Here is a 19,909-nt window from a genome sequence, read left to right as displayed (position 1 = left end):
TTGTTAGCGTCGAACCTTTCACTCAGGGAGAAACCGCAGATGAAGTTCGCGCCGAAATTTCTAGCCGTTGCACTCTGCCTGGGCCTTGCCGGCCAGGCCTTCGCTACCGAGTTGAAGCACTGGCCGCAGGAGCAGGCCAAGCAGCTGGACGCGATGATCGCGGCCAACGCCAACAAGGGTAACTTCGCGGTGTTCGACATGGACAACACCAGTTACCGCTACGATCTGGAAGAGTCCCTGCTGCCCTTCATGGAAAACAAGGGGCTGATCACCCGCGAGACCCTCGACCCGTCGCTGAAACTGATTCCGTTCAAGGACACCGCCGAGCACAAGGAAAGCCTGTTCAGCTACTACTACCGCCTGTGTGAAATCGACGACATGGTCTGCTACCCCTGGGTGGCGCAGGTGTTCTCCGGCTTCACCCTCAAGGAACTCAAGGGCTACGTCGACGAGCTGATGGCCTCCGGCAAGCCGGTGCCGAGCACCTATTACGACGGTGACGTGGTCAAGACCATTGAGGTCAACCCGCCCAAGGTCTTCACCGGCCAGACCGAGCTGTACAACAAACTGATGGAGAACGGCATCGAGGTCTATGTGATGACCGCCGCCTCCGAAGAGCTGGTGCGCATGGTCGCCTCCGATCCCAAGTACGGCTACAACGTCAAGCCGCAGAACGTGATTGGCGTGACCACCCTGCTCAAGGACCGCAAGACCGGCGCCCTGACCACCGCGCGCAAGCAGATCACCGACGGCAAGTACGACGAGAAAGCCAACCTTGGCCTGGAGCTGACGCCTTACCTGTGGACCCCGGCCACCTGGATGGCGGGCAAGCACGCGGCGATCCTGACCTACATCGACGAGTGGAAGAAACCGGTGCTGGTAGGTGGCGACACCCCGACCAGCGACGGCTACATGCTGTTCCATGATGTGGACGTGGCCAAGGGCGGCATCCACCTGTGGATCAACCGCAAGGACAAGTACATGACCCAGCTCAACGGCATGATGGCCAAGCACGCCGCGGCCCAGGCCAAGGAAGGCCTGCCGGTGACCGCCGACAAGAACTGGGTGATCGTCAAGCCCGAAGACATCCAGTAACCCCGGCCTCCCCACCGTTGCAGGAGCCGGCTTGCCGGCGAACAGGCCTTTGGGTCTGGCGTCGCCCTCGTGGACGCTTTCGCTGGCAAGCCAGCTCCTACGGTAAACCGATCCGCCAAGCCGCTTTCATCCGTAGGAGCCGGCTTGCCGGCGAAGAGTTCCTTGGATCTGGCATCGCCCTTGTGGACGCTTTCGCTGGCAAGCCAGCTCCTGCAAGGGGCGCCTGTCGTTCGGGGCGGAGCCGGCGTCCGCTCCAGGCGGAGGATGTTTCAACTTGTGACTGCCAAACCCCCTCTGCCATAATCGCGCCCGTTTCCACTCCTCCTGCCTGCTCTCCCTGTGCCGGGTTTGTCCCCGTCTGCACGTAATGGACTACGTTGTGAGCTATCTCTCGATCGAATTCGGCCTCTGTTTCATCCTGTTCTTCATTCTTTATTGGGGGTTGGGCTTCAGCCTGCGCCTGCAGAACGGCCTGCTACTGGCCGCCAGCTACGCGATCCTCGCCAGCTTCAGCCTGAACTTCCTCTACATCCTGCTGGGCTATACGGCCCTGGTGTATCTGCTCGGCCTGTTGAGCCAGCGTTACCCCGGGCGGGGCTGGGTCAATGGCCTGATGTTGCTGCTGGTGCTCGGGGCCTTTTACCTGTTCAAGTACCAGGATTTCTTCACCAGCACGGTGCAGAACGCCTTCGCCCAGTTCGGTATGGAAGTGTCGTTGCCGCTGCTGGAGGTGCTGTTGCCGGTGGGGCTGTCGTTCTATGCCTTCCACTCGGTCAGCTACCTGGTGTCGATCAACCGTCGAGAGCTGACGCCGGGTTCGCCCTTCGACCTGGCGCTGTACCTGGCGTTTTTCCCCAGCCTGATTGCCGGTCCGGTGAACCGGGCGATCCCCATGCTGGAACAGATCAACCCGCCGCAGTTGCGTCAGGTGCTGGAGCCGCAGCGGGCCCTGGGCCTGATCGCCGTGGCGGTGGTCAAACTGTTCTTCCTCAGCTCGTGGCTGGCCAATGAATGGGTCGACCCGGTGTTCGACAGCCCGGTGGCCTTCTCGGCCGAGCAGATCCTGCGGGCGGTGTACGGTTATTCGTTCCTGATCTACTTCAACTTCAGCGGCTACACCGATCTGGTGACCGGTATCGCCCTGTTGCTGGGCTTCCGTCTGCCGTTGAACTTCAACTACCCCTATGCGGCGCGCAACCTCAAGGAGTTCTGGGGGCGCTGGCACATCAGCCTGTCGACCTTCATCCGTGACTACGTGTACATCCCCCTGGGGGGCAACCGTGGCCCGGTGTGGCGCGGCAACCTGAACATGCTGCTGGCGATGCTGATCTCCGGCCTGTGGCACGGCGCCAGCGCCAACTTCATTATCTGGGGCGCGCTGCACGGCGTTGGCCTGGCGCTGTACAAACTGTGCAGCCCGTTGCTGGCCCGGGGGCCGAGCTGGATCGGTTCGGATCTGATGGCTCGCCTGCTGACCTTCCACTACGTGGCTTTTGCCTGGATCTTCTTCCGCTGCGCGACCTTGTCCGACGCCATGGACATGCTCAGTGGCCTGGGCGGCCTGTCCTTCAGCGGGCTGGCCAGCAGCGCCTTGAGCCTGTTGGGCTGCTTGTTGTTCGTCGCCTTCTACCCACGGATCGTGGCGCTGCTGCAGCGCCTGTTCGCCGCTGCCACCGGCTTGCCATGGCTGTTGTATCCAGTGCCGCTGGGGCTGTTCATCTGCGTAGTCATCTTCGCCTCACCGTCGGGCGTGCCGGGGTTCATCTATGCCAGTTTCTAACCGTTCGCCCTTATCGGTCAGCCTCGGCAGCGCAGCCAAGGTGTTCTATGCCCTGGTGGTGACCAGCCTGTTACTGGTGTGGTTCAACCAGCAGTCGATCCGTCTCTACTGCCAGCAGAAGTACCACGATGACTGCGAGATCCCGGGGCTGTCGCAGAACCCGCAGTGGCGCTTTGGCGCGCAGCTCAACCAGGCCCTGGAAAATGCCCGGGTGGCCTTTGTCGGCAGCTTTGCCGCAACCGCCGACCTGAGCCTGGTGGCCCAGGCTGAAGCAGCCGCGGACGAAGAGCCTGCGCCGTTGCCGAAGGTCGCGGCGGCACCGGCGCCCGAGCACCCGCCGCTGAGTGCTGCGCACGCGGCACCGACCCATACGGCCACCCAGGCTCCTGTCCCGGCCCCGGTGCATCCGCAGCCAGTGGCCGTGGCTCCTGTGGTCAGCCATCCGCCTCAGGTGGAGCCGGGACGCACGGCGCCGCTGATGGCCAGCCTGGCCACGGGGGATGAGGTGTTCTTCGTCGGTGACTCCTTGATGCAGGGCGTGGCGCCGCACATGGCCAACACCTTGCGCAAACGCTACAACGTCAAGAGCCTGAACCTCAGCAAGCAGAGCACTGGCCTTGCCTACCCGAGCTTCTTCAACTGGCCCAAGACCGTTGAGAGCACCTTGGCCAGCAACCCCAACATCCGCCTGATGGTGATCTTCCTCGGTCCCAACGATCCGTGGGACATGCCGGTGGTCAAGGGCAAACCGTTCCTGCGCTTCAAGACCCCGGACTGGGAAGCAGCCTATCGCCAGCGCATCGATTCGATCCTCGACACCGCCCAGGCCCACAATGTGCAAGTGATCTGGGTCGGTCCGCCGAACATGGAGAAGCCCAAGCTGTCTACGGCCATGGCTTACCTGAGCGACCTGTACAAGAGCCAGATCGAGCGCTATCAGCAGCATTTCGTCTCGGCCAACGAGATTCTCGGCTACCAGAACGACGAGTTTTCCTATTACCGCACCACCGGCGATGGCAAGAAGGTCAAGACCCGGGTCGACGACGGTATTCATTTCACCACCACTGGGCAGAAGCTGATCGCTGAGCGTGTGATCTCGCTGATCAACTTTCCCAGTCAACAATTGACGGAGCACTGATATGGGGCGACTGCAAGGCATTGCGCTGTTGCTGGGCATTACCTTGCTGAGCAGTTGCAGCCCGACCACCGAGGTCCAGGCCACTCCGGCCTCGGCCCTGGCCCGGTCCGGGAGCGGAACCAAGAAAGTCGTGACCACCGGCACCGACCCGAACCTGGCACTGCTGGCGCGCAAGTTCAGCACCTCCAACCGCACCCCCATCAGCATCGTGCAACTGGGTGACTCCCATACCGCCGCCGACCTGTTCAGCGGCGAGATGCGCCGCCTGTTGCAAGCGCAGTACGGCGATGGCGGTATTGGTTTCGTGGCGGCCACACCGGTGCCCGGCACCCGCTATGAACGGGTGATCCTCGGGGCTGCCAAGCGCCAGTGGTCCCTGGTATCGGCGCGCAACCAGCAGAGCAACCAGTTTCCCCTGGGCGGTTACCTGTCGCTACCGATGACCCCGGGGGCTCGGGTGCATATCGCCGAGCGCCAGCCGAGCAACCAGCAGTACCGGATTTCCGCGCTGTACCAGGCGTCCAGCAACAACACCCTGACTGCTCGGGACAACCTCAACAAAAGCAGCCGCATGCTGGCCGCCACCGGGGGCCAGTGGCGCTTCAGCCCGCCGTTCAACAACCTGACCCTGCCGCTGGACTTCAACGTGGCCAACAACCAGGGCCTGGCTCTGGGCGGCTGGAACATCCTCGGGCAGAAGAGCGCCGGGGTGAGCTACTCCTCCCTGGGCATCAATGGCGCGCGCCTGGATGTGCTGGACAAGTGGCAGCCCGGCTGGCTGGAAACCCTCAAGGCCCTGCGCCCGGACATGGTGGTGCTGGCCTATGGCACCAACGAAGCCTTCGATGACGATCTGGATCTGCAGCTGTACCGCAGCCAGTTGCAGGAAAAGGTCAGGCTGCTGCGCAAGAACCTGCCCAAGGCCGTGATCCTGCTGGTGGGGCCGCCGGACTCCATCAAGCGCCGCAATGCTGGCAGCTGCGCGGCTTCCCAACCGCAACCGCTGCGGCAGATCGTGCAGATCCAGAAGGATGTGGCGAAGAGCAGTCGCACCCTGTTCTGGGACTGGCAGGCGTTCATGGGCGGGGATTGCTCCATCAGCAAATGGCAGGGCAGCGACCTGGCGCGTAACGACCTGGTGCATCTGACCGCCGACGGCTACCGCAAGAGCGCCGATGGCCTGTACCGCTTCCTGCGTGGGCAGTTGGGCGAACGCATGCCCTGAGAACCCGGAACCGGCTCCTACGGTGGCGGCGCCAGCACCTCGAATGCTGCTGTGGGAGCTGGCTTGCCAGCGAAGGCGTCCGCAAGGGCGATGCAAGGCCAAAAAAATGCCCCGCACTTGGCGGGGCATTTTCATTTGCGGGCGACGATCACAGGCCGTCGAGCATGGCCTTGTTGCGTACCGCGCCCTTGTCGGCGCTGGTGGCCAGCAGGGCGTAAGCCTTCAGCGCGGTGGTCACTTTGCGTGGGCGAGCTTCCACGGGCTTCCAGCCTTTCTTGTCCTGTTCGACGCGGCGCGCCGCCAGTTCCTCATCGCTGACCAACAGGTTGATCGAACGGTTGGGAATGTCGATCAGTACCTTGTCGCCGTCCTGCACCAGGCCGATGGCGCCGCCGGCCGCCGCTTCTGGCGAGGCGTGGCCGATGGACAGGCCTGAAGTGCCGCCGGAGAAGCGGCCGTCGGTGAGCAGGGCGCAGGCTTTGCCCAGACCCTTGGACTTCAGGTAGGAGGTCGGATAGAGCATTTCCTGCATGCCCGGGCCGCCTTTCGGACCCTCGTAACGGATGATCACGATGTCGCCTTCTTTCACTTCGTCGGCGAGGATGCCGCGCACGGCGCTGTCCTGGCTTTCGAAGATCTTGGCGTTGCCTTCGAACACGTGGATCGACTCGTCGACACCGGCGGTCTTCACCACGCAGCCGTCCAGGGCAATGTTGCCGTAGAGCACGGCCAGGCCACCTTCTTTCGAGTAGGCATGCTCGACACTGCGGATGCAGCCGTTTTCACGGTCGTCGTCCAGGCTGTCCCAACGGGTCGACTGGCTGAACGCGGTCTGGGTCGGGATGCCCGCCGGGCCGGCCTTGAAGAAGTGGTGCACGGCTTCGTCGCTGGTCTGGGTGATGTCCCACTGGGCGATGCCCTCGGCCAGGGTCTTGCTGTGCACGGTGGGCAGGTCGGTGTGCAGCAGCCCGCCACGGGCCAGTTCGCCGAGGATGCTGAAGATGCCGCCGGCGCGGTGCACGTCTTCCATGTGGTACTTCTGGATGTTCGGCGCCACTTTGCACAGCTGTGGCACGTGGCGCGAGAGGCGATCGATGTCGCGCAGGTCGAAGTCGATCTCGGCTTCCTGGGCGGCGGCCAGCAGGTGCAGGATGGTGTTGGTGGAACCGCCCATGGCGATATCCAGGGTCATGGCGTTCTCGAACGCCTTGAAGTTGGCGATGTTGCGCGGCAGCACCGACTCGTCGTTGTCGCCGTAGTAACGCTGGCACAGCTCGACGATGGTGCGCCCGGCCCGCAGGAACAGCTCTTCGCGGTCGCTGTGGGTGGCCAGGGTCGAACCGTTGCCCGGCAGGGCCAGCCCCAGGGCTTCGGTCAGGCAGTTCATGGAGTTGGCGGTGAACATGCCGGAGCACGAACCGCAGGTCGGGCAGGCGCTGCGCTCGTACTCGGCAACCTTCTCGTCAGAAGCGCTGGAGTCGGCGGCGATGACCATGGCGTCCACCAGGTCCAGGCCGTGGCTGGCGAGCTTGGTCTTGCCGGCTTCCATCGGGCCGCCGGAGACGAAGATCACCGGGATGTTCAGGCGCAGGGCGGCCATCAGCATGCCGGGGGTGATCTTGTCGCAGTTGGAGATGCAGACGATGGCGTCGGCGCAGTGGGCGTTGACCATGTATTCCACGGAGTCGGCGATGATCTCGCGGCTCGGCAGGGAATACAGCATGCCGTCGTGGCCCATGGCGATGCCGTCGTCCACGGCGATGGTGTTGAATTCCTTGGCCACGCCACCGGCGCGTTCGATCTCGCGGGCCACCAGCTGACCCAGGTCCTTCAGGTGCACGTGCCCCGGGACGAACTGGGTGAAGGAGTTGGCAATGGCGATGATCGGCTTCTTGAAGTCGGCATCTTTCATCCCCGTGGCGCGCCACAGGGCGCGAGCACCGGCCATGTTGCGGCCGTGGGTGGATGTTTTCGAGCGGTAATCAGGCATGGAGCACTCCGGGCGGCTAATCAGGGAACAAATGGGGAGTGAGCTTCTATTGACCTTGGGAACACTCAGAAATGGCCGTGTGTCCGAAAGCTGCCGATGACGCCGCGGGATCGCCGCGCGCCTCAGCCTGAGCTCATAAACCCGCCGGGGGATGACTGGCGATGAATTCGCCGATTCTACACCGCTGGCGTCAGGAAGGAATGCCGTGGCCGCTCTGTGGCGTGCGATTGCCAGGATCTGAGAGGGAGGCTGCCCGTCTGGCCGCTCCTGGTTTAGACTCGCCGCCCCTCGATCACCTTCCAATGGAGCTGGAATGTCCGCGAACATGCGATCCCTGAGGTTCTACCTCGGCACGGGCCTGCTGCAAGGGCTGATGCTGATGTGGCTGGTGCTCTATAGCGACTGGCCCGGCAGCACCATGGCCGTGGTGGGCGCGGCCCTGCTGACGGGCGGCGGCTTCGTGCAACTGCTGGCCGGGCAGCGGCGCCAGTGGCGCACCTGGAAGGCCGCACTGTTGCTGGCCTTTGCGGCGGCGGTCGTGGTGCAGGCCTGCAGTGAGTTGCCCTTTACCCGCGGGGTGATCTACAGCGTGGTGGCGTTCCTGCTGCTGATGACGCTGCTCAGCGCCACCTGGCTGCCGGGACGTGACGGTTTTAAACGACGGCTGTTGGGTGACGGAGCCTGGATGCTGGTGGCTCTTTGCGCTGCGTGGCTGGTGCAGGCGTTGTTCGATTTCTGGACCCGCGAGCACCATCTGGACCCCTTCAAGAGCGGGTTTTTGTCCTTGCGCTACTTCACTGGCCCGCCCTTGGCGTTTTCCTTCCTGCTGTATCTCAGGGATCTGTGTCGTCTGCGCGATCTTCAGACGCAAGCGTCCTGATAACGACGGTTGATCGGGCTGTTCAGGCCCTGGGCGGCAGCGCTCAGCAGCAGAATGACTACCGAGGTCTTTTTCGTGGTCGCGGGGGAGTGGCCCATGGTGTGGCGCTCTCGGTCCTTGAGACGGTGCCGAGAGTCGAACCATGGTCGTGCAAAGTCAATCGAGGGCGGTGGCCATTCCCGCGCTGGGCAGGAATGGCCGTCGGCCCGGGCTCAGCTGTTAGGCAGCAGGCGGCAGGTGATGCTCTTGATGTAGCGGGTTTCCGGGATGGCTGGGTGCACCGGATGATCCGGGCCCTGGCCGCCGCGTTCCAGCAGTTGGATATTGCGGTCCAAGTGACGGGCACTGGTCAGCAGAATGTTCTGCAGGTCGTCCTCGGGCAGGTGCATCGAGCACGAGGCGCTGACCAGGATGCCGTCCTTGTTGAGCAGGCGCATGGCTTGCTCGTTCAGGCGGCGGTAGGCGCCTTCGCCATTCTTCAGGTCTTTCTTGCGCTTGATGAAGGCGGGTGGGTCGGCAACGATCACGTCGAAGCGCTCTTCACTGGCTTTCAGTTCTTTCAGGGCTTCGAAGACGTCGCCTTCGATGCAGGTCATTTTTTCGGCGAAACCGTTCAGCGCGGCGTTGCGCTCCACGCCATCGAGGGCGAAGGCTGAGGCATCGACGCAGAACACTTCACTGGCGCCGAACGCCGCGGCTTGCACACCCCAGCCGCCGATGTAGCTGTACAGGTCCAGCACGCGCTTGCCCTTGGCGTACGGCGCCAGGCGGGCGCGGTTCATGCGGTGGTCGTAGAACCAGCCGGTTTTCTGGCCCTGGATCACCGGGGCTTCGAACTTGACGCCGTTCTCTTCCAGGGCAACCCACTCCGGCACCAGGCCGAACACGGTTTCGACGTAGCGGTTCAGGCCTTCGGCGTCACGGGCGGCGGAATCGTTCTTGAACAGGATGCCGCTGGGCTTGAGCACCTGGGTCAGGGCGGCAATCACGTCGTCCTTGTGGGTTTCCATGGTCGCCGAGGCGATCTGTACCACCAGGATGTCGCCAAAACGGTCGACCACCAGGCCCGGCAGCAGGTCGGAGTCGCCGTAGACCAGGCGGTAGAACGGCTTGTCGAACAGGCGCTCGCGCAGGGACAGGGCCACGTTCAGGCGGTGCACCAGCAGCGACTTGTCCAGGGCCAGCTTGGCGTCCCGGGACAGCAGGCGGGCGCAGATCAGGTTGTTCGGGCTCATGGCGACGACGCCCAGGGGCTTGCCGCCGGCGGCTTCCAGTACCGCCTGGTCGCCTGCCTTGAAGCCGTGCAGAGGGGTGGCGGCTACATCGATTTCGTTGCTGTAGACCCACAGGTGGCCGGCGCGCAGGCGGCGATCGGCGTTGGCTTTGAGGCGCAGGCTTGGCAGGGACATGACGTCGCTCCGGAAAAAAGGGCGCGATTATACCTTGCTGCGCAACTTCAGCGACGGCCAATGGACCTGCGGCTAAAGGCGCAGGGTAAAGTTCCTGTCCGTTCGCCCAACATTGGCTCGTTAGAGGTTAGAATCGCCGCCTCAGCCAGAGTGTGTACTTATGTCCCAAGAGCTATCAGCCGAACAGATTCAGCAGGCCCTGCAAGGCATCAGCGTGCCGCCTCAACCGCAAATCATGGTGGATTTGCAGATGGAGCAGTACATGCCCGACCCCGACCTGGAAGTGATTGCCAAGCTGATATCCCAGGACCCGGGCCTGTCCGGCGCGCTGCTGAAGATCGTCAATTCGCCGTATTACGGCTTGAGCAACAAGATCGCCTCGATCCAGCGTGCGGTGAATCTCTTGGGCAGCCGCTCGATCATCAACCTGATCAACGCGCAGTCGATCAAGGGCGAGATGAGCGATGAAACCATCGTCACCCTCAACCGCTTCTGGGACACCGCCCAGGATGTGGCCATGACCTGCCTGACCCTGGCCAAGCGCACCGGCTCCCAGGCGGTGGATGAAGCCTATGCCCTGGGGCTGTTCCACGACTGCGGCGTGCCGCTGATGCTCAAGCGTTTCCCCGACTACATGAGCGTGCTGGAAGAAGCCTATGGCAGTGCCGGGCCGGAGCAGCGGGTGGTGGACACGGAAAACCGTGCCTTCAACACCAACCACGCGGTGGTGGGGTACTACACCGCCAAGTCCTGGCGCTTGCCGGAGCATGTGACCAATGCCATCGCCAATCACCACAACGCCCTGGCGATCTTCAGCGACGAGTCCTCGCGCAACAGCCAGCTGAAGAACCTGCTGGCGATCCTGAAAATGGCCGAGCACATCTGCGCGTCCTACCGGGTGCTGGGCAACCAGGTGGAAGATCACGAGTGGAACAGCATTGGCCATCTGATTCTCGACTACGTCGGTCTGTCGGATTACGACTTCGAGAACCTCAAGGAAACCGTGCGCGAGCTGGGCGCACACTGATCGTTCATTTCGCAATGAGTGCCAGGGGCGGACATGCCTGAATTACCTGAAGTCGAAACCACCCGGCGCGGGATCGCACCGCACCTGGAAGGCCAGAAGGTCAGTCGGGTCATCGTCCGTGACCGGCGTTTGCGCTGGCCGATCCCCGAGGATCTGGATGTGCGCCTGTCCGGGCAGCGCATCGTCCAGGTGGATCGTCGGGCCAAGTACCTGCTGATCAATGCCGAGGTCGGCACCCTCATCAGTCATCTGGGCATGTCGGGCAATCTGCGCCTGGTGGAAATCGGCCTGCCGGCGGCCAAGCACGAACATGTGGATATCGAACTGGAGTCGGGCCTGGCCCTGCGCTACACCGACCCGCGCCGGTTTGGCGCCATGCTCTGGAGCCTGGACCCGCTGAACCACGAGCTGCTGGCGCGCCTGGGGCCGGAGCCGCTGACCGACCTGTTCGATGGTGAGCGCCTGTTCCAGTTATCCCGGGGACGCTCCATGGCGGTCAAACCGTTCATCATGGACAACGCGGTGGTAGTGGGGGTGGGCAATATCTATGCGACCGAGGCACTGTTCGCCGCAGGCATCGATCCACGTCGTGAAGCCAAGGGCATTTCCCGGGCCCGCTATCTGCAACTGGCGATCGAGATCAAGCGCATCCTGGCGGCGGCCATCGAGCGGGGCGGCACCACCTTGCGCGACTTTATCGGCGGCGACGGCCAGCCTGGGTACTTCCAGCAGGAGCTGTTCGTCTACGGACGTGGCGGGGAGCACTGCAAGGTCTGCGGCACGGGGCTGCGGGAGATCAAGCTGGGCCAGCGGGCCAGCGTCTATTGCCCACGTTGCCAGCGCTGAGAAGCTGCGCCGGCAAGCCGGCTCCTACGAACGCCGTAGGAGCAGGATTGCCGGCGAAAATGCCCTGAAGGGCCGCTGAATTCCTCAAGCCTTGCCGGTGATCTTCCGGTACTTGGCCATCAACTCTTCTTCGGTTTCCGGACGCGCCTCGTCCAGCGGAATGCAATCCACCGGGCATACCTGTTGGCATTGCGGCTCGTCGTAGTGGCCGACGCACTGGGTGCACAGGTTCGGATCGATGACGTAGATCTCCTCGCCTTGGGAGATGGCCGCGTTGGGGCACTCGGGTTCGCAGACGTCGCAGTTGATGCAATCGTCGGTGATGATCAGGGACATGGGGGACTCCGGCCTGGGCGGCAGGCCCGGGCATGTAAAAACGAATGCGCGCAATTGTGCCGTATTGACGCCCGCAGTGCACGCGGGCGCGATGGCTGACGCCTGGCAAGGGCCCTCTGCGGGGCCGCACGGCTTATTTCTTGAAGCGCAGGGTCAGTGCATCGGCGACGGCCGGATGGACGAACTTGGTGATATCGCCACCCAGGGCAGCAATTTCACGAACCAGCGTCGAGGAAATGAACGAGTAGCGCTCCGACGGCGTCAGGAACAGGCTTTCCACGTCCGGCGCCAGTTGGCGGTTCATGTTGGCCAGCTGGAACTCGTATTCAAAGTCCGAAACTGCTCGCAGGCCCCGCAGAAAGACATTGGCGTTCTGCTCCTTGGCAAAGTGCGCCAGCAGGGTGGAGAAGCCGACGACTTCAACGTTGGGCAGGTGCTTGGTCACCTCTTGCGCCAGTTCCACGCGTTGTTCCAGGGGGAACAGCGGGTTTTTCTTGGGGCTGGCGGCAACGGCGATGATCACGTGGTCGAACAGCCGGGAGGCGCGCTCGACCAGATCGCCGTGGCCCTTGGTAATAGGGTCGAAGGTACCTGGGTACAACACTCGGTTCATCGCGTCGTCCTGGCGGGAATCCGTTGGGGAGTCGGATGGTATCGCAGCCTTCCCGGTCGGCCAAGTCGCCTTTTAGGGAAGAAAGCACTATAGACGACGAAAATACCCCGCTTTTTCACGCCGTTTTCAAGCGCTCCGCCAGGGCTGTGGCCAATTGCGCGGTCAGGCCGTAGACCGACAGCTGCGGGTTGGCACCGATGCTGGTGGGAAACAGCGAGCCGTCGTGGATCGACAGATTGCGCAGTTGATGGTGGCGCCCGAGGCTGTCGGCCACGGCGTTTTTCGGGTCTTCGCCCATGGCGCAGCCACCCATCACGTGGGCGCTGCCCAGGCGGGTGCGGTACAGCGCCAGGTCCAGGCCGTCGATCTGGGTGCGGACTTCATTCAGGGTCTTGGCGAAGCGGGCGTCGCTGTGCAGCGGCTTGACCGCCTTGGCGCCGCCGGCGAACTGGATCTCCGCCATGCTGTGGAAGGCCCGGCGCAGGCCGTCCCAGGCGTAGGGCGAGACCTGATAGTCGAGCACCGGGGTGCCGTCACCGCGCAGCTCGACGTTGCCGCCGGTGCTGTCGGGGTGGAAGCCGTCCCGCAGCAGGGCCAGCATGGCGTGGGTGTGGGGCAGTTGCTCCATGGACAACCCGCTCTGCGGCCCGAAACCACCTAGCAGGGTGCTGGCCAGGGCCGGTTGCAGGGGTGGCACTTCAAGTTTGTAGGACATCTTGCCGGTGGTGCCGTCCTGCCACTGGAAATGGTCGGAGTAGATCGATTGCGGCGCGCCGTAGAACGGGTTGATCACCTCGTCGAACTGGCCGGCGGAGAAGTTCACCAGGTGCAGGAAGGTGCGTTTGCCCAGGCGCGAATGCGGGTCCGGGGCATCGGAGCGCAGCAGCAGGGCGGGGCTGTTGATGCCGCCACCAGCCAGCACGTAGTGCCTGGCCTTGACCGTGATGGTGCGCCCGGTGGGGGCGACGCAGCGGGCGTCCATGGCCTGGCATTGCAGGCCGCTGACCTTGTCATCCTTGATCAACAGGCGTTCGGCCCGGGCCAGGTACAGCAGCTCACCGCCTTTCTCCAGGGTTGCCGGAATGGTGGTCACCAGCATCGATTGCTTGGCATTGGTGGGGCAGCCCAGGCCGCAATAGCCCAGGTTCCAGCAGCCACGGACGTTGCGCGGAATCACGTGCCAGCTGTAGCCCAGGGCTTCGCAGCCCTTGCGGATCACGTCGTTGTTGGCGTTGGGCGGCATGACCCAGGGCGCCACCCCCAGGCGCTGCTCCATTTTCTCGAACCAGGGCGCCATCTCCGCCGAGCTGTGGCCCACCACCCCGTGTTCCCTGGCCCAGTGTTCCAGGGTCGGGTCGGGAGTGCGGAAGCTCGATGTCCAGTTGATCAGGGTGGTGCCGCCCACGGCGCGGCCCTGGAGGATGGTGATGGCGCCGTCCTTGCTCATGCGCCCGATGCCTTCCTGATAGAGGCTGGTGTAGGCCTGGTCCTCCAGCATCTTGAAGTCGTCGCTGGTTTTGAGCGGGCCTTCCTCGATCAGCAGCACCTTGTAGCCGGCGGCGCTGAGGATTTCGGCGGTGGTGCCGCCACCGGCGCCGCTGCCGATGATGGCGACATCGGCTTCCAGGGTCAGGTCCTGCTCCAGCTGCGAGCCGTTGTAGGTTTTCCAGCCACGGTTCAGGCCTTCGCGGAACAGATCAGGTACAGGCATATCGGACGCTCTCTTATTATTGAAGGCTCGGCGCGGATCCACTGTAGCCGCTGCTGAGCCTGCGAAGCTGCGAAAAGGCCCGCAGGGCCTTGCTTGACGATCCCCAGCCGCTGCCCCATCGCCCCACGAACCTAAGCGCTCGTGCGCAGCCTGTGGCAGCGACTACAAAGGCCGGTCAGACCTTCGGTGGCCCGGGATAACCGCAATGGGCCCAGGACTCAGGGCGGGTGTACCAGGCCATCATCACCAGTTGCAGCAACGAGGCATGGCCCATGCGCAGCAGGGCCAGGAAGCTGTTTTCCCAGCGGCTGAGGAAGTTGCGGATGGCCTCGGCGCTGGCGTTTTCCCAGCTGCCCCAGATCCCCGTCAGCGGGCCGCGGGTGACCGCCATGCCCAGCACATCGAACAACTGCTGGGTGAGCTTGAACATTTCCGGCGATAGGTGATTGAGGGCGTTGTCCAGGTTGGCCAGGGTGCCGTCGATGGCGGCGGGCATCTTGTCCGCCGCCACGGCGCCTTCAAGCATCACCGGGATCAGCGCCCGCAAAAACGGCAGGTCATTGCTGCGCAGCATGGCGAAGCCGCTGGCGGGCGTGCTGGCAGAGCAACCGCTGAGGCTTGCGCCCAGTCCCGCGGTGGCCAGGAAGGCGCTGGCGCAAAGGCTGATTTTCAGCAATCCGCGCCGTGACAGCGCGGGTGTTTCAGACAGGCTAGGGGTCATTGTTGTTATTACCCGGCGATGTACTGGTTAACGAATGAACAGCTTCTGGATGAGTTTCTGGATCGATTTTCCATAAGGTGGGTAGATCAGGCGCGCCGCGTTGAAGCGCTGCTTGATGAACACTCCCTTGGCCTTGCTGAAGGTCAGGAAGCCTTCATGCCCGTGGTAGTGGCCCATGCCGGAAGGGCCGACACCACCAAACGGCAGGTCATCCTGGGCCACATGCAGCAGGGTGTCGTTGAGGCACACGCCGCCGGAGTGGGTTTCGTTGAGCACCCGCTGCTGTTCGGACTTGTCGTAGCCGAAGTAGTACAGGGCCAGGGGGCGCGGACGCTGGGTGATATAGGCGAGGGCCTGGTCCAGGGTCTTGTAGGGCACGATGGGCAGGATCGGACCGAAGATCTCGTCCTGCATCACGGTCATGTCGTCGGTGACATTCAAGAGCAGGCTATGGCCCAGGCGCCGCTCCTGGCTCTGTTCGAACAGCGGCACCAACAGCGCGCCCTTGCTGGTGGCGTCGCTCAGGTAGCCGTTGAGCCGGGTCAACTGGCGCTGGTTGATGATCGCGGTGTAGTCGGGGTTGTCCGCCAGGGTCGGGAAGAAACCACGCACCACCTGGCGATAGGCTTCGACAAAGGCACCGATGCGTTCTTCCGGCACCAGCACGTAGTCCGGGGCGACGCAGGTCTGCCCGGCGTTCAGGGTCTTGCCGAAGGCGATACGTTCGGCGGCGTCCTTGAGGGGCACGGTGTGGGACACGATGGCCGGGGACTTGCCGCCCAGCTCCAGGGTCACCGGGGTCAGGTTTTCCGCGGCGGCGCGCATCACATGCTTGCCGATGCTGGTGGCGCCGGTGAACAGCAGATGATCGAAACGCAGCTTGGAGAACGCCATGCCCACTTCGGCTTCGCCCAGCACCACGCACACCAGATCCTCGGGGAACACCCGGGCCAGCAACTGTTTGAGCAACTGGCCGGTGGCCGGGGTGGATTCACTGAGCTTGAGCATCACTCGGTTGCCGGCGGCCAGGGCCCCCACCAACGGGCCCATGCACAGGTACAGCGGGTAGTTCCACGGCACGATGACGCCCACCACCCCCAGCGGCTGATAAACCACCTTGGCCGAGGCTGGCTGGAAGGCCAGGCCGACGGCGCGACGAGACGGCTTCATCCATTTTTTCAGGTGCTTGCTGGCGTAGTGAATGCCATGCAGGCTGGGCATCAGCTCGGCCAGCAGGGTTTCATCGGCGCTGCGGTTGCTGAAGTCCTGGCTGATGGCATCGATCAGCGCCTGGCGTTCGGTGTCGAGCAGGTTCTGCAGTGATTTGAGCCATTGTTGGCGTTGTGCGGCCGGTGGCATGGGATTGGCGGCGAAGGCCCGGCGCTGGGCTTCGAACAGCGCATGCAGCTCGTCCTGTTGCTGAAGGGAATCCTGCAGGTAAGCGATTTCGGCAGACATGGACGGGCTCCGGTTTTTATAGGGTGGCTAGTTTTTTAGAGCTTATGCTCTAAATTGTCAAATACCATCCGGTGCCGGTCGCGATTTATCCACAGGGGGATAGAACGTAAGATGCACCCCAGCCTTCTGATTAAAGCCCACGCCCATGGCCCCACGTATAAAAACCCGCGAGCGCATCGTTCAGTTCAGTCTTGAGCTGTTTAACCAACAGGGCGAGCGCAACGTCAGTACCAACCATATTGCTGCGCACATGGAGATTTCTCCGGGCAACCTGTACTACCACTTCCCCAACAAGCAGGCGATCATCGCCGTGTTGTTCGCCGAGTACGAGAGTCTGGTGGACAGCTTCCTGCGCCCGCCCCCCGGGCGTGCGGTTACCGTCGAAGACAAGCGCTATTACCTGCAGGCGCTGCTGGCGGCCATGTGGCGCTATCGCTTCCTGCACCGCGACCTGGAGCACCTGCTGGACAGCGACGCCGAACTGGCGGCTCGCTACCGGCGCTTCTCCCAGCGCTGCCTGATCCAGGGCATGGCCATCTACGGACGTTTCGTCGAGGCCGGGATCGTCGCCATGGACAAGGTGCAGATCGAATCCCTGACCCTCAATGCCTGGATCATCCTTACTTCCTGGGTGCGTTTTCTGTGCACCACCCGGGAGAACTCCACCCACCTGAGCGAGGAAGCCATCAAGCGCGGCGTCTATCAGGTGCTGGTGCTGGAAGCCGGTTTTGTCACCGAGCAGGCCCGGGAAGCGGTCAACGGCCTGTTCGAAGAGTTTTACGTGCCGCTGGCCCAAGCCCTGGAAGAAGTGCAGTAGGATCAATCTCCGACTTACTCACAGGAGCCCGCTATGCCCCTCGCGCAGTTGATCAGCCCGCTTGCCCTGGACCAGAAAAAACAACAGCCCGGCCTGGTGATTCTGGATTGTCGCTTTGCTCTGGAAGACCCGGATTACGGCCAGCGCAGTTACGCCGACGGGCATATCGCCGGGGCCCATTTCGCCGATCTGAACCGGGATCTGAGCGCGCCGGTGATCAAGGGCGTGACCGGCCGGCATCCGTTGCCGGAACCGGCGCAACTGGTGGCCCGCCTGCAGGCCTGGGGCATCGATAACGACAGCGAGATCGTGCTCTATGACGACGGCCCCGGTGCCTACGCTGCCCGCGCCTGGTGGTTGCTGGCCTGGTTGGGCAAGCGTGATGGCGTGTTCATTCTCGATGGCGGCCTCAAAGCCTGGCACGCCGCGGGCCTGCCCCTGAGCCTGGATGCACCGCAAACCGTGCCGGGCCGGTTCGCCGGCCAGCCCGACCACAGTCTGCTACTGGATGCCGAGCACTTGCGCCAGCGCCTGGGCCAGGCGGACCTGACCCTGCTGGATGCCCGTGGCCTGCCGCGTTTTCGTGGTGAGGTGGAGCCCATCGATCCGGTGGCCGGGCATATTCCCGGTGCCCAATGCGCGGCATTCACCGACAACCTGGGCGAGGACGGGCGCTTCCTTGCGGCCGACCGACTCAAGCAGCGATTCGCGCAAAAGCTCGCCGGACGCTCCCCGGAGCAGTTGGTGGCTTACTGCGGCTCTGGCGTCACCGCTTGCCACAACCTGTTCGCCTTGTGCCTGGCCGGCTACCCGCTGGGGCGCCTGTATGCCGGTTCGTGGAGCGAATGGATCACCGATGCCCAGCGGCCTGTCGCCACCGGCGATTGACGGGCTGCCCCCGTCGGCCTCTTCGCTGGCAAGCCAGCTCCTGCGGCCCGCAGGCCCCCGCGAACCTGCTCGCGAAAGCCGCGCCGCCCTACTTCAGAGCGGCGCTGCGATAAGCCGCCGGCGTCACCCCATACACCTGTTTGAACTGCCGGCTCAGATGGCTTTGGTCGGCAAATCCCAACTGTGTCGCCACTGCCAGCGGCAGGCAGCCATCACGCAACAAGGCCCGGGCTTTGGCGATGCGCTGTTGCATCAACCAGGTATGGGGTGCAATCCCGGTGGTCCGGCGAAACACCCGGGCGAAATGAAACGGCGACAGGTTTACCGCCGCCGCCAACTCTTCCAATGACGGCGGCGCGGCCAGTTGCGAGCGCAGCAGTTCCTTGGCTTGGACAATCGCCCGGTGTTCCTGCCCAGGTTCACCCGGTGCCCGGACGCCGGCGTGGCGCTGCAACAGCATCAGCAGCATTTCACGCCACTGGGTCTGTTGTTGCAGGGCGGTGGCCGGGCTTTCCAGCAGGTGGTGCAGGCGGGCAAAGCCCTGCACCAGATCCGGGTCTCGATACAGGGTGGCGCCAAAGGCCGGCAGGCTGCCGCTGGGTAGTTCCAGTTCATCCAGCAAGCCGAGAATCTGCCGGTTGTCCGGGTAAAAGGCCCGATACAGCCAGCCGTCTTCAACACCCTTGGCCCCGGTGTGCAATTCGTCCGGGTTGATCAGCACCAGGGTGCCGCTGCCCGCCAGGTGTTCGGCCCCGCGGTAGCGGTAGCGCTGAGCGCCAGCCATGATCATGCCGATCACATAACCCTCGTGCACATGGGGCACGAAGCGCTGTTCGATATAACGCGCGGCCAGCAACTCGACCCCGGCCAGGGGCGCGGTCTGCCAGAAGCGGATCGACTCCCGGGCGGGCTTATCCATGGCGGTCCAGGCCGGTCAGCCATTGTGGGATGCGTTGTTCCAGGTAGTAGCTCGGGTGTTTCAGGCTGCCTCCGACAAAGCCCACGTGGCCGCCCTTGGCCTGCAGTTCGAACTGGGTACTGGCGGACAGTTCGCCGGCCTCGGGCAGGCTGTGGGGGAACACAAAGGGATCGTCCGCGGCCTGGATGATCAGGGTCGGGGTACGGATTTCCCCGAGGTAATAGCGGCTGGAAGCGCGGCGGTAGTAGTCCTGGGCATCGGCAAAGCCATGCAGCGGCGCGGTGACCCGGCCATCGAAGTCCCAGAAGGTGCGCATCTTGGTCAGCGGGCCCAGTTGCGCCAGGGTCGCCAGGCCTTCATGGCGACCGTCGTGCTGGAACTGGCGTTGCTTGTCCTTGATGTAGGCCAGCATCTCGCGCATGAAGTGGGCCTGATAGACCTTGGAGAACCCCTGGCCAATGCGGTCGGCGCACTGGTCCAGGCGAAACGGCACCGACACCGCCGTAGCCCCTTGCAGCGGACTGGCGCTGCCGCTTTCCCCCAGGTACTTGAGCAGTACATTGCCTCCCAGGGAGTAGCCCACCGCGTACAGCGGTGCCTGGGGGCGCTTGGCCCGCAGATGGGCAATGGCTGAAGCCAGGTCTTCGCTGGCGCCGGAGTGGTAGCTGCGGGGCAGCAGGTTGGGTTCGCCGGAGCAGCCGCGCCAGTTCAGCGCTGCGCTGGCCCAGCCTCGGGTGGCGAGGGCCTGTTGCAGGCCGGCCACATAAGGTGAATTGGAAGAACCGGTCAGCCCATGCAGCACCAGCACCAGCGGGGCCTCGGCGCTATGGGGGCCGTGCCAGTCCAGATCGAGAAAGTCGCCGTCATCCAGCCACAGACGTTCGCGCTGGCGCTCAAGGTGGGTGGTTGGGCGCCACAGCGGACCCCACAGCGTCTGCAGGTGCGGGTTGCCAAGGCCGAAGGCGGGGATGAAACGATCAGGCGAGTTGGGCACGGGGTGAGTCTCGATGCGGCGCTGCGCAGCCCGGGTGGGCTGCGCAGCTTGTTCCGGCCGAG

18 protein-coding genes are annotated in these 19,909 nt (G+C 63.7%); 9 read left to right on the top strand and 9 right to left on the bottom strand.

Features of this window, described 5'->3' with window-relative positions:
• Nucleotides 1-39 precede the first annotated feature (39 nt).
• From DWF74_RS13995 to DWF74_RS13980, 4 genes are all read left to right on the top strand, one after another.
• On the top strand, nucleotides 40-1,095 hold the full coding sequence (locus DWF74_RS13995) for a phosphorylcholine phosphatase (protein ID WP_102862110.1): 1,056 nt from the start codon (nucleotides 40-42) through the stop codon (nucleotides 1,093-1,095).
• Nucleotides 1,096-1,474: 379 nt separating this feature from the next.
• Nucleotides 1,475-2,875: an MBOAT family O-acyltransferase gene (locus tag DWF74_RS13990; protein WP_240322051.1), complete on the top strand. Its 1,401-nt coding sequence runs from the start codon at nucleotides 1,475-1,477 to the stop codon at nucleotides 2,873-2,875.
• Nucleotides 2,862-4,013 carry an SGNH/GDSL hydrolase family protein gene (locus DWF74_RS13985; protein WP_115581152.1) on the top strand — a complete coding sequence of 384 codons (1,152 nt, stop codon included), beginning with the start codon at nucleotides 2,862-2,864 and terminating at the stop codon, nucleotides 4,011-4,013. The genes DWF74_RS13990 and DWF74_RS13985 overlap by 14 nt, the downstream gene beginning before the upstream one ends.
• Nucleotide 4,014: 1 nt before the next feature.
• Nucleotides 4,015-5,238: an SGNH/GDSL hydrolase family protein gene (locus DWF74_RS13980; RefSeq protein ID WP_115581151.1), complete on the top strand. Its 1,224-nt coding sequence runs from the start codon at nucleotides 4,015-4,017 to the stop codon at nucleotides 5,236-5,238.
• 148 nt (nucleotides 5,239-5,386) lie between these two features.
• Here DWF74_RS13980 and ilvD read toward each other — a convergent pair whose 3' ends face one another.
• Nucleotides 5,387-7,228 (bottom strand): dihydroxy-acid dehydratase, encoded by a 1,842-nt coding sequence (gene ilvD, locus DWF74_RS13975; RefSeq protein ID WP_102862106.1) that lies wholly within the window; start codon nucleotides 7,226-7,228, stop codon nucleotides 5,387-5,389.
• 313 nt (nucleotides 7,229-7,541) lie between these two features.
• On the opposite strand from ilvD, the gene DWF74_RS13970 reads away from it, so the two are divergent.
• Nucleotides 7,542-8,108 carry a hypothetical protein gene (locus DWF74_RS13970; protein ID WP_115581150.1) on the top strand — a complete coding sequence of 189 codons (567 nt, stop codon included), beginning with the start codon at nucleotides 7,542-7,544 and terminating at the stop codon, nucleotides 8,106-8,108.
• Nucleotides 8,109-8,320: 212 nt separating this feature from the next.
• Here the strand turns inward: DWF74_RS13970 and DWF74_RS13965 are convergent, their stop codons facing one another.
• On the bottom strand, nucleotides 8,321-9,517 hold the full coding sequence (locus tag DWF74_RS13965) for a class I SAM-dependent rRNA methyltransferase (RefSeq protein WP_102862104.1): 1,197 nt from the start codon (nucleotides 9,515-9,517) through the stop codon (nucleotides 8,321-8,323).
• Between the two features lie 214 nt (nucleotides 9,518-9,731).
• Here DWF74_RS13965 and DWF74_RS13960 point away from each other — a divergent pair, with 214 nt between their 5' ends.
• Both DWF74_RS13960 and mutM read left to right on the top strand, forming a co-directional pair.
• Nucleotides 9,732-10,544, top strand: coding sequence for an HDOD domain-containing protein (locus DWF74_RS13960; RefSeq protein WP_162884160.1), 813 nt, complete (start codon nucleotides 9,732-9,734; stop codon nucleotides 10,542-10,544).
• 33 nt (nucleotides 10,545-10,577) lie between these two features.
• Nucleotides 10,578-11,390 (top strand): bifunctional DNA-formamidopyrimidine glycosylase/DNA-(apurinic or apyrimidinic site) lyase, encoded by an 813-nt coding sequence (mutM, locus tag DWF74_RS13955; protein WP_102862102.1) that lies wholly within the window; start codon nucleotides 10,578-10,580, stop codon nucleotides 11,388-11,390.
• An 84-nt stretch (nucleotides 11,391-11,474) separates the two neighbouring features.
• Here the strand turns inward: mutM and DWF74_RS13950 are convergent, their stop codons facing one another.
• The 5 genes from DWF74_RS13950 to DWF74_RS13930 form a co-directional block, all read right to left on the bottom strand.
• Nucleotides 11,475-11,726, bottom strand: coding sequence for a YfhL family 4Fe-4S dicluster ferredoxin (locus tag DWF74_RS13950; protein WP_011064042.1), 252 nt, complete (start codon nucleotides 11,724-11,726; stop codon nucleotides 11,475-11,477).
• 133 nt (nucleotides 11,727-11,859) lie between these two features.
• Nucleotides 11,860-12,339: a pantetheine-phosphate adenylyltransferase gene (coaD, locus tag DWF74_RS13945; RefSeq protein WP_003195136.1), complete on the bottom strand. Its 480-nt coding sequence runs from the start codon at nucleotides 12,337-12,339 to the stop codon at nucleotides 11,860-11,862.
• A 115-nt stretch (nucleotides 12,340-12,454) separates the two neighbouring features.
• Nucleotides 12,455-14,050: a GMC family oxidoreductase gene (locus DWF74_RS13940; RefSeq protein WP_115581149.1), complete on the bottom strand. Its 1,596-nt coding sequence runs from the start codon at nucleotides 14,048-14,050 to the stop codon at nucleotides 12,455-12,457.
• Between the two features lie 175 nt (nucleotides 14,051-14,225).
• A complete protein-coding gene (locus DWF74_RS13935) occupies nucleotides 14,226-14,771 on the bottom strand; it encodes a twin-arginine translocation pathway signal protein (RefSeq protein ID WP_102862100.1) in 546 nt (181 codons plus the stop codon).
• A gap of 27 nt (nucleotides 14,772-14,798) precedes the next feature.
• On the bottom strand, nucleotides 14,799-16,229 hold the full coding sequence (locus DWF74_RS13930) for a coniferyl aldehyde dehydrogenase (protein ID WP_102862099.1): 1,431 nt from the start codon (nucleotides 16,227-16,229) through the stop codon (nucleotides 14,799-14,801).
• A 145-nt stretch (nucleotides 16,230-16,374) separates the two neighbouring features.
• Between DWF74_RS13930 and DWF74_RS13925 the strand changes: the two genes are divergently transcribed.
• Entirely contained in the window at nucleotides 16,375-17,046 is a 672-nt protein-coding gene (locus DWF74_RS13925) for a TetR/AcrR family transcriptional regulator (RefSeq protein ID WP_102862098.1), read from the top strand.
• A 33-nt stretch (nucleotides 17,047-17,079) separates the two neighbouring features.
• A complete protein-coding gene (locus DWF74_RS13920; RefSeq protein WP_102862097.1) occupies nucleotides 17,080-17,934 on the top strand; it encodes a sulfurtransferase in 855 nt (284 codons plus the stop codon).
• An 88-nt stretch (nucleotides 17,935-18,022) separates the two neighbouring features.
• Here the strand turns inward: DWF74_RS13920 and DWF74_RS13915 are convergent, their stop codons facing one another.
• The gene (locus DWF74_RS13915; protein ID WP_102862096.1) at nucleotides 18,023-18,853 is read right to left on the bottom strand and encodes an AraC family transcriptional regulator; all 831 of its coding nucleotides are present in this window, start codon (nucleotides 18,851-18,853) and stop codon (nucleotides 18,023-18,025) included.
• The gene (locus tag DWF74_RS13910) at nucleotides 18,846-19,847 is read right to left on the bottom strand and encodes a hydrolase (RefSeq protein WP_115581148.1); all 1,002 of its coding nucleotides are present in this window, start codon (nucleotides 19,845-19,847) and stop codon (nucleotides 18,846-18,848) included. The genes DWF74_RS13915 and DWF74_RS13910 overlap by 8 nt, the downstream gene beginning before the upstream one ends.
• Nucleotides 19,848-19,909 lie beyond the last annotated feature (62 nt).

The organism is Pseudomonas protegens (genome assembly GCF_003363755.1).
In the GTDB taxonomy this organism is placed as follows: Bacteria; Pseudomonadota; Gammaproteobacteria; order Pseudomonadales; family Pseudomonadaceae; genus Aquipseudomonas; species Aquipseudomonas danubii.
This window is presented reverse-complemented; position numbering and strand designations above follow the sequence as displayed.

Bases quoted from the DNA above. Each gene is read 5' to 3' on its own strand.
- ilvD (WP_102862106.1), bottom strand. From the start codon at position 7,228: ATGCCTGATTACCGCTCGAAAACATCCACCCACGGCCGCAACATGGCC.
- mutM (WP_102862102.1), top strand. From the start codon at position 10,578: ATGCCTGAATTACCTGAAGTCGAAACCACCCGGCGCGGGATCGCACCG.
- DWF74_RS13970 (WP_115581150.1), top strand. From the start codon at position 7,542: ATGTCCGCGAACATGCGATCCCTGAGGTTCTACCTCGGCACGGGCCTG.
- coaD (WP_003195136.1), bottom strand. From the start codon at position 12,339: ATGAACCGAGTGTTGTACCCAGGTACCTTCGACCCTATTACCAAGGGC.
- DWF74_RS13930 (WP_102862099.1), bottom strand. From the start codon at position 16,229: ATGTCTGCCGAAATCGCTTACCTGCAGGATTCCCTTCAGCAACAGGAC.
- DWF74_RS13925 (WP_102862098.1), top strand. From the start codon at position 16,375: ATGGCCCCACGTATAAAAACCCGCGAGCGCATCGTTCAGTTCAGTCTT.
- DWF74_RS13950 (WP_011064042.1), bottom strand. From the start codon at position 11,726: ATGTCCCTGATCATCACCGACGATTGCATCAACTGCGACGTCTGCGAA.
- DWF74_RS13915 (WP_102862096.1), bottom strand. From the start codon at position 18,853: ATGGATAAGCCCGCCCGGGAGTCGATCCGCTTCTGGCAGACCGCGCCC.
- DWF74_RS13940 (WP_115581149.1), bottom strand. From the start codon at position 14,050: ATGCCTGTACCTGATCTGTTCCGCGAAGGCCTGAACCGTGGCTGGAAA.
- DWF74_RS13995 (WP_102862110.1), top strand. From the start codon at position 40: ATGAAGTTCGCGCCGAAATTTCTAGCCGTTGCACTCTGCCTGGGCCTT.
- DWF74_RS13920 (WP_102862097.1), top strand. From the start codon at position 17,080: ATGCCCCTCGCGCAGTTGATCAGCCCGCTTGCCCTGGACCAGAAAAAA.
- DWF74_RS13965 (WP_102862104.1), bottom strand. From the start codon at position 9,517: ATGTCCCTGCCAAGCCTGCGCCTCAAAGCCAACGCCGATCGCCGCCTG.
- DWF74_RS13980 (WP_115581151.1), top strand. From the start codon at position 4,015: ATGGGGCGACTGCAAGGCATTGCGCTGTTGCTGGGCATTACCTTGCTG.
- DWF74_RS13935 (WP_102862100.1), bottom strand. From the start codon at position 14,771: ATGACCCCTAGCCTGTCTGAAACACCCGCGCTGTCACGGCGCGGATTG.
- DWF74_RS13985 (WP_115581152.1), top strand. From the start codon at position 2,862: ATGCCAGTTTCTAACCGTTCGCCCTTATCGGTCAGCCTCGGCAGCGCA.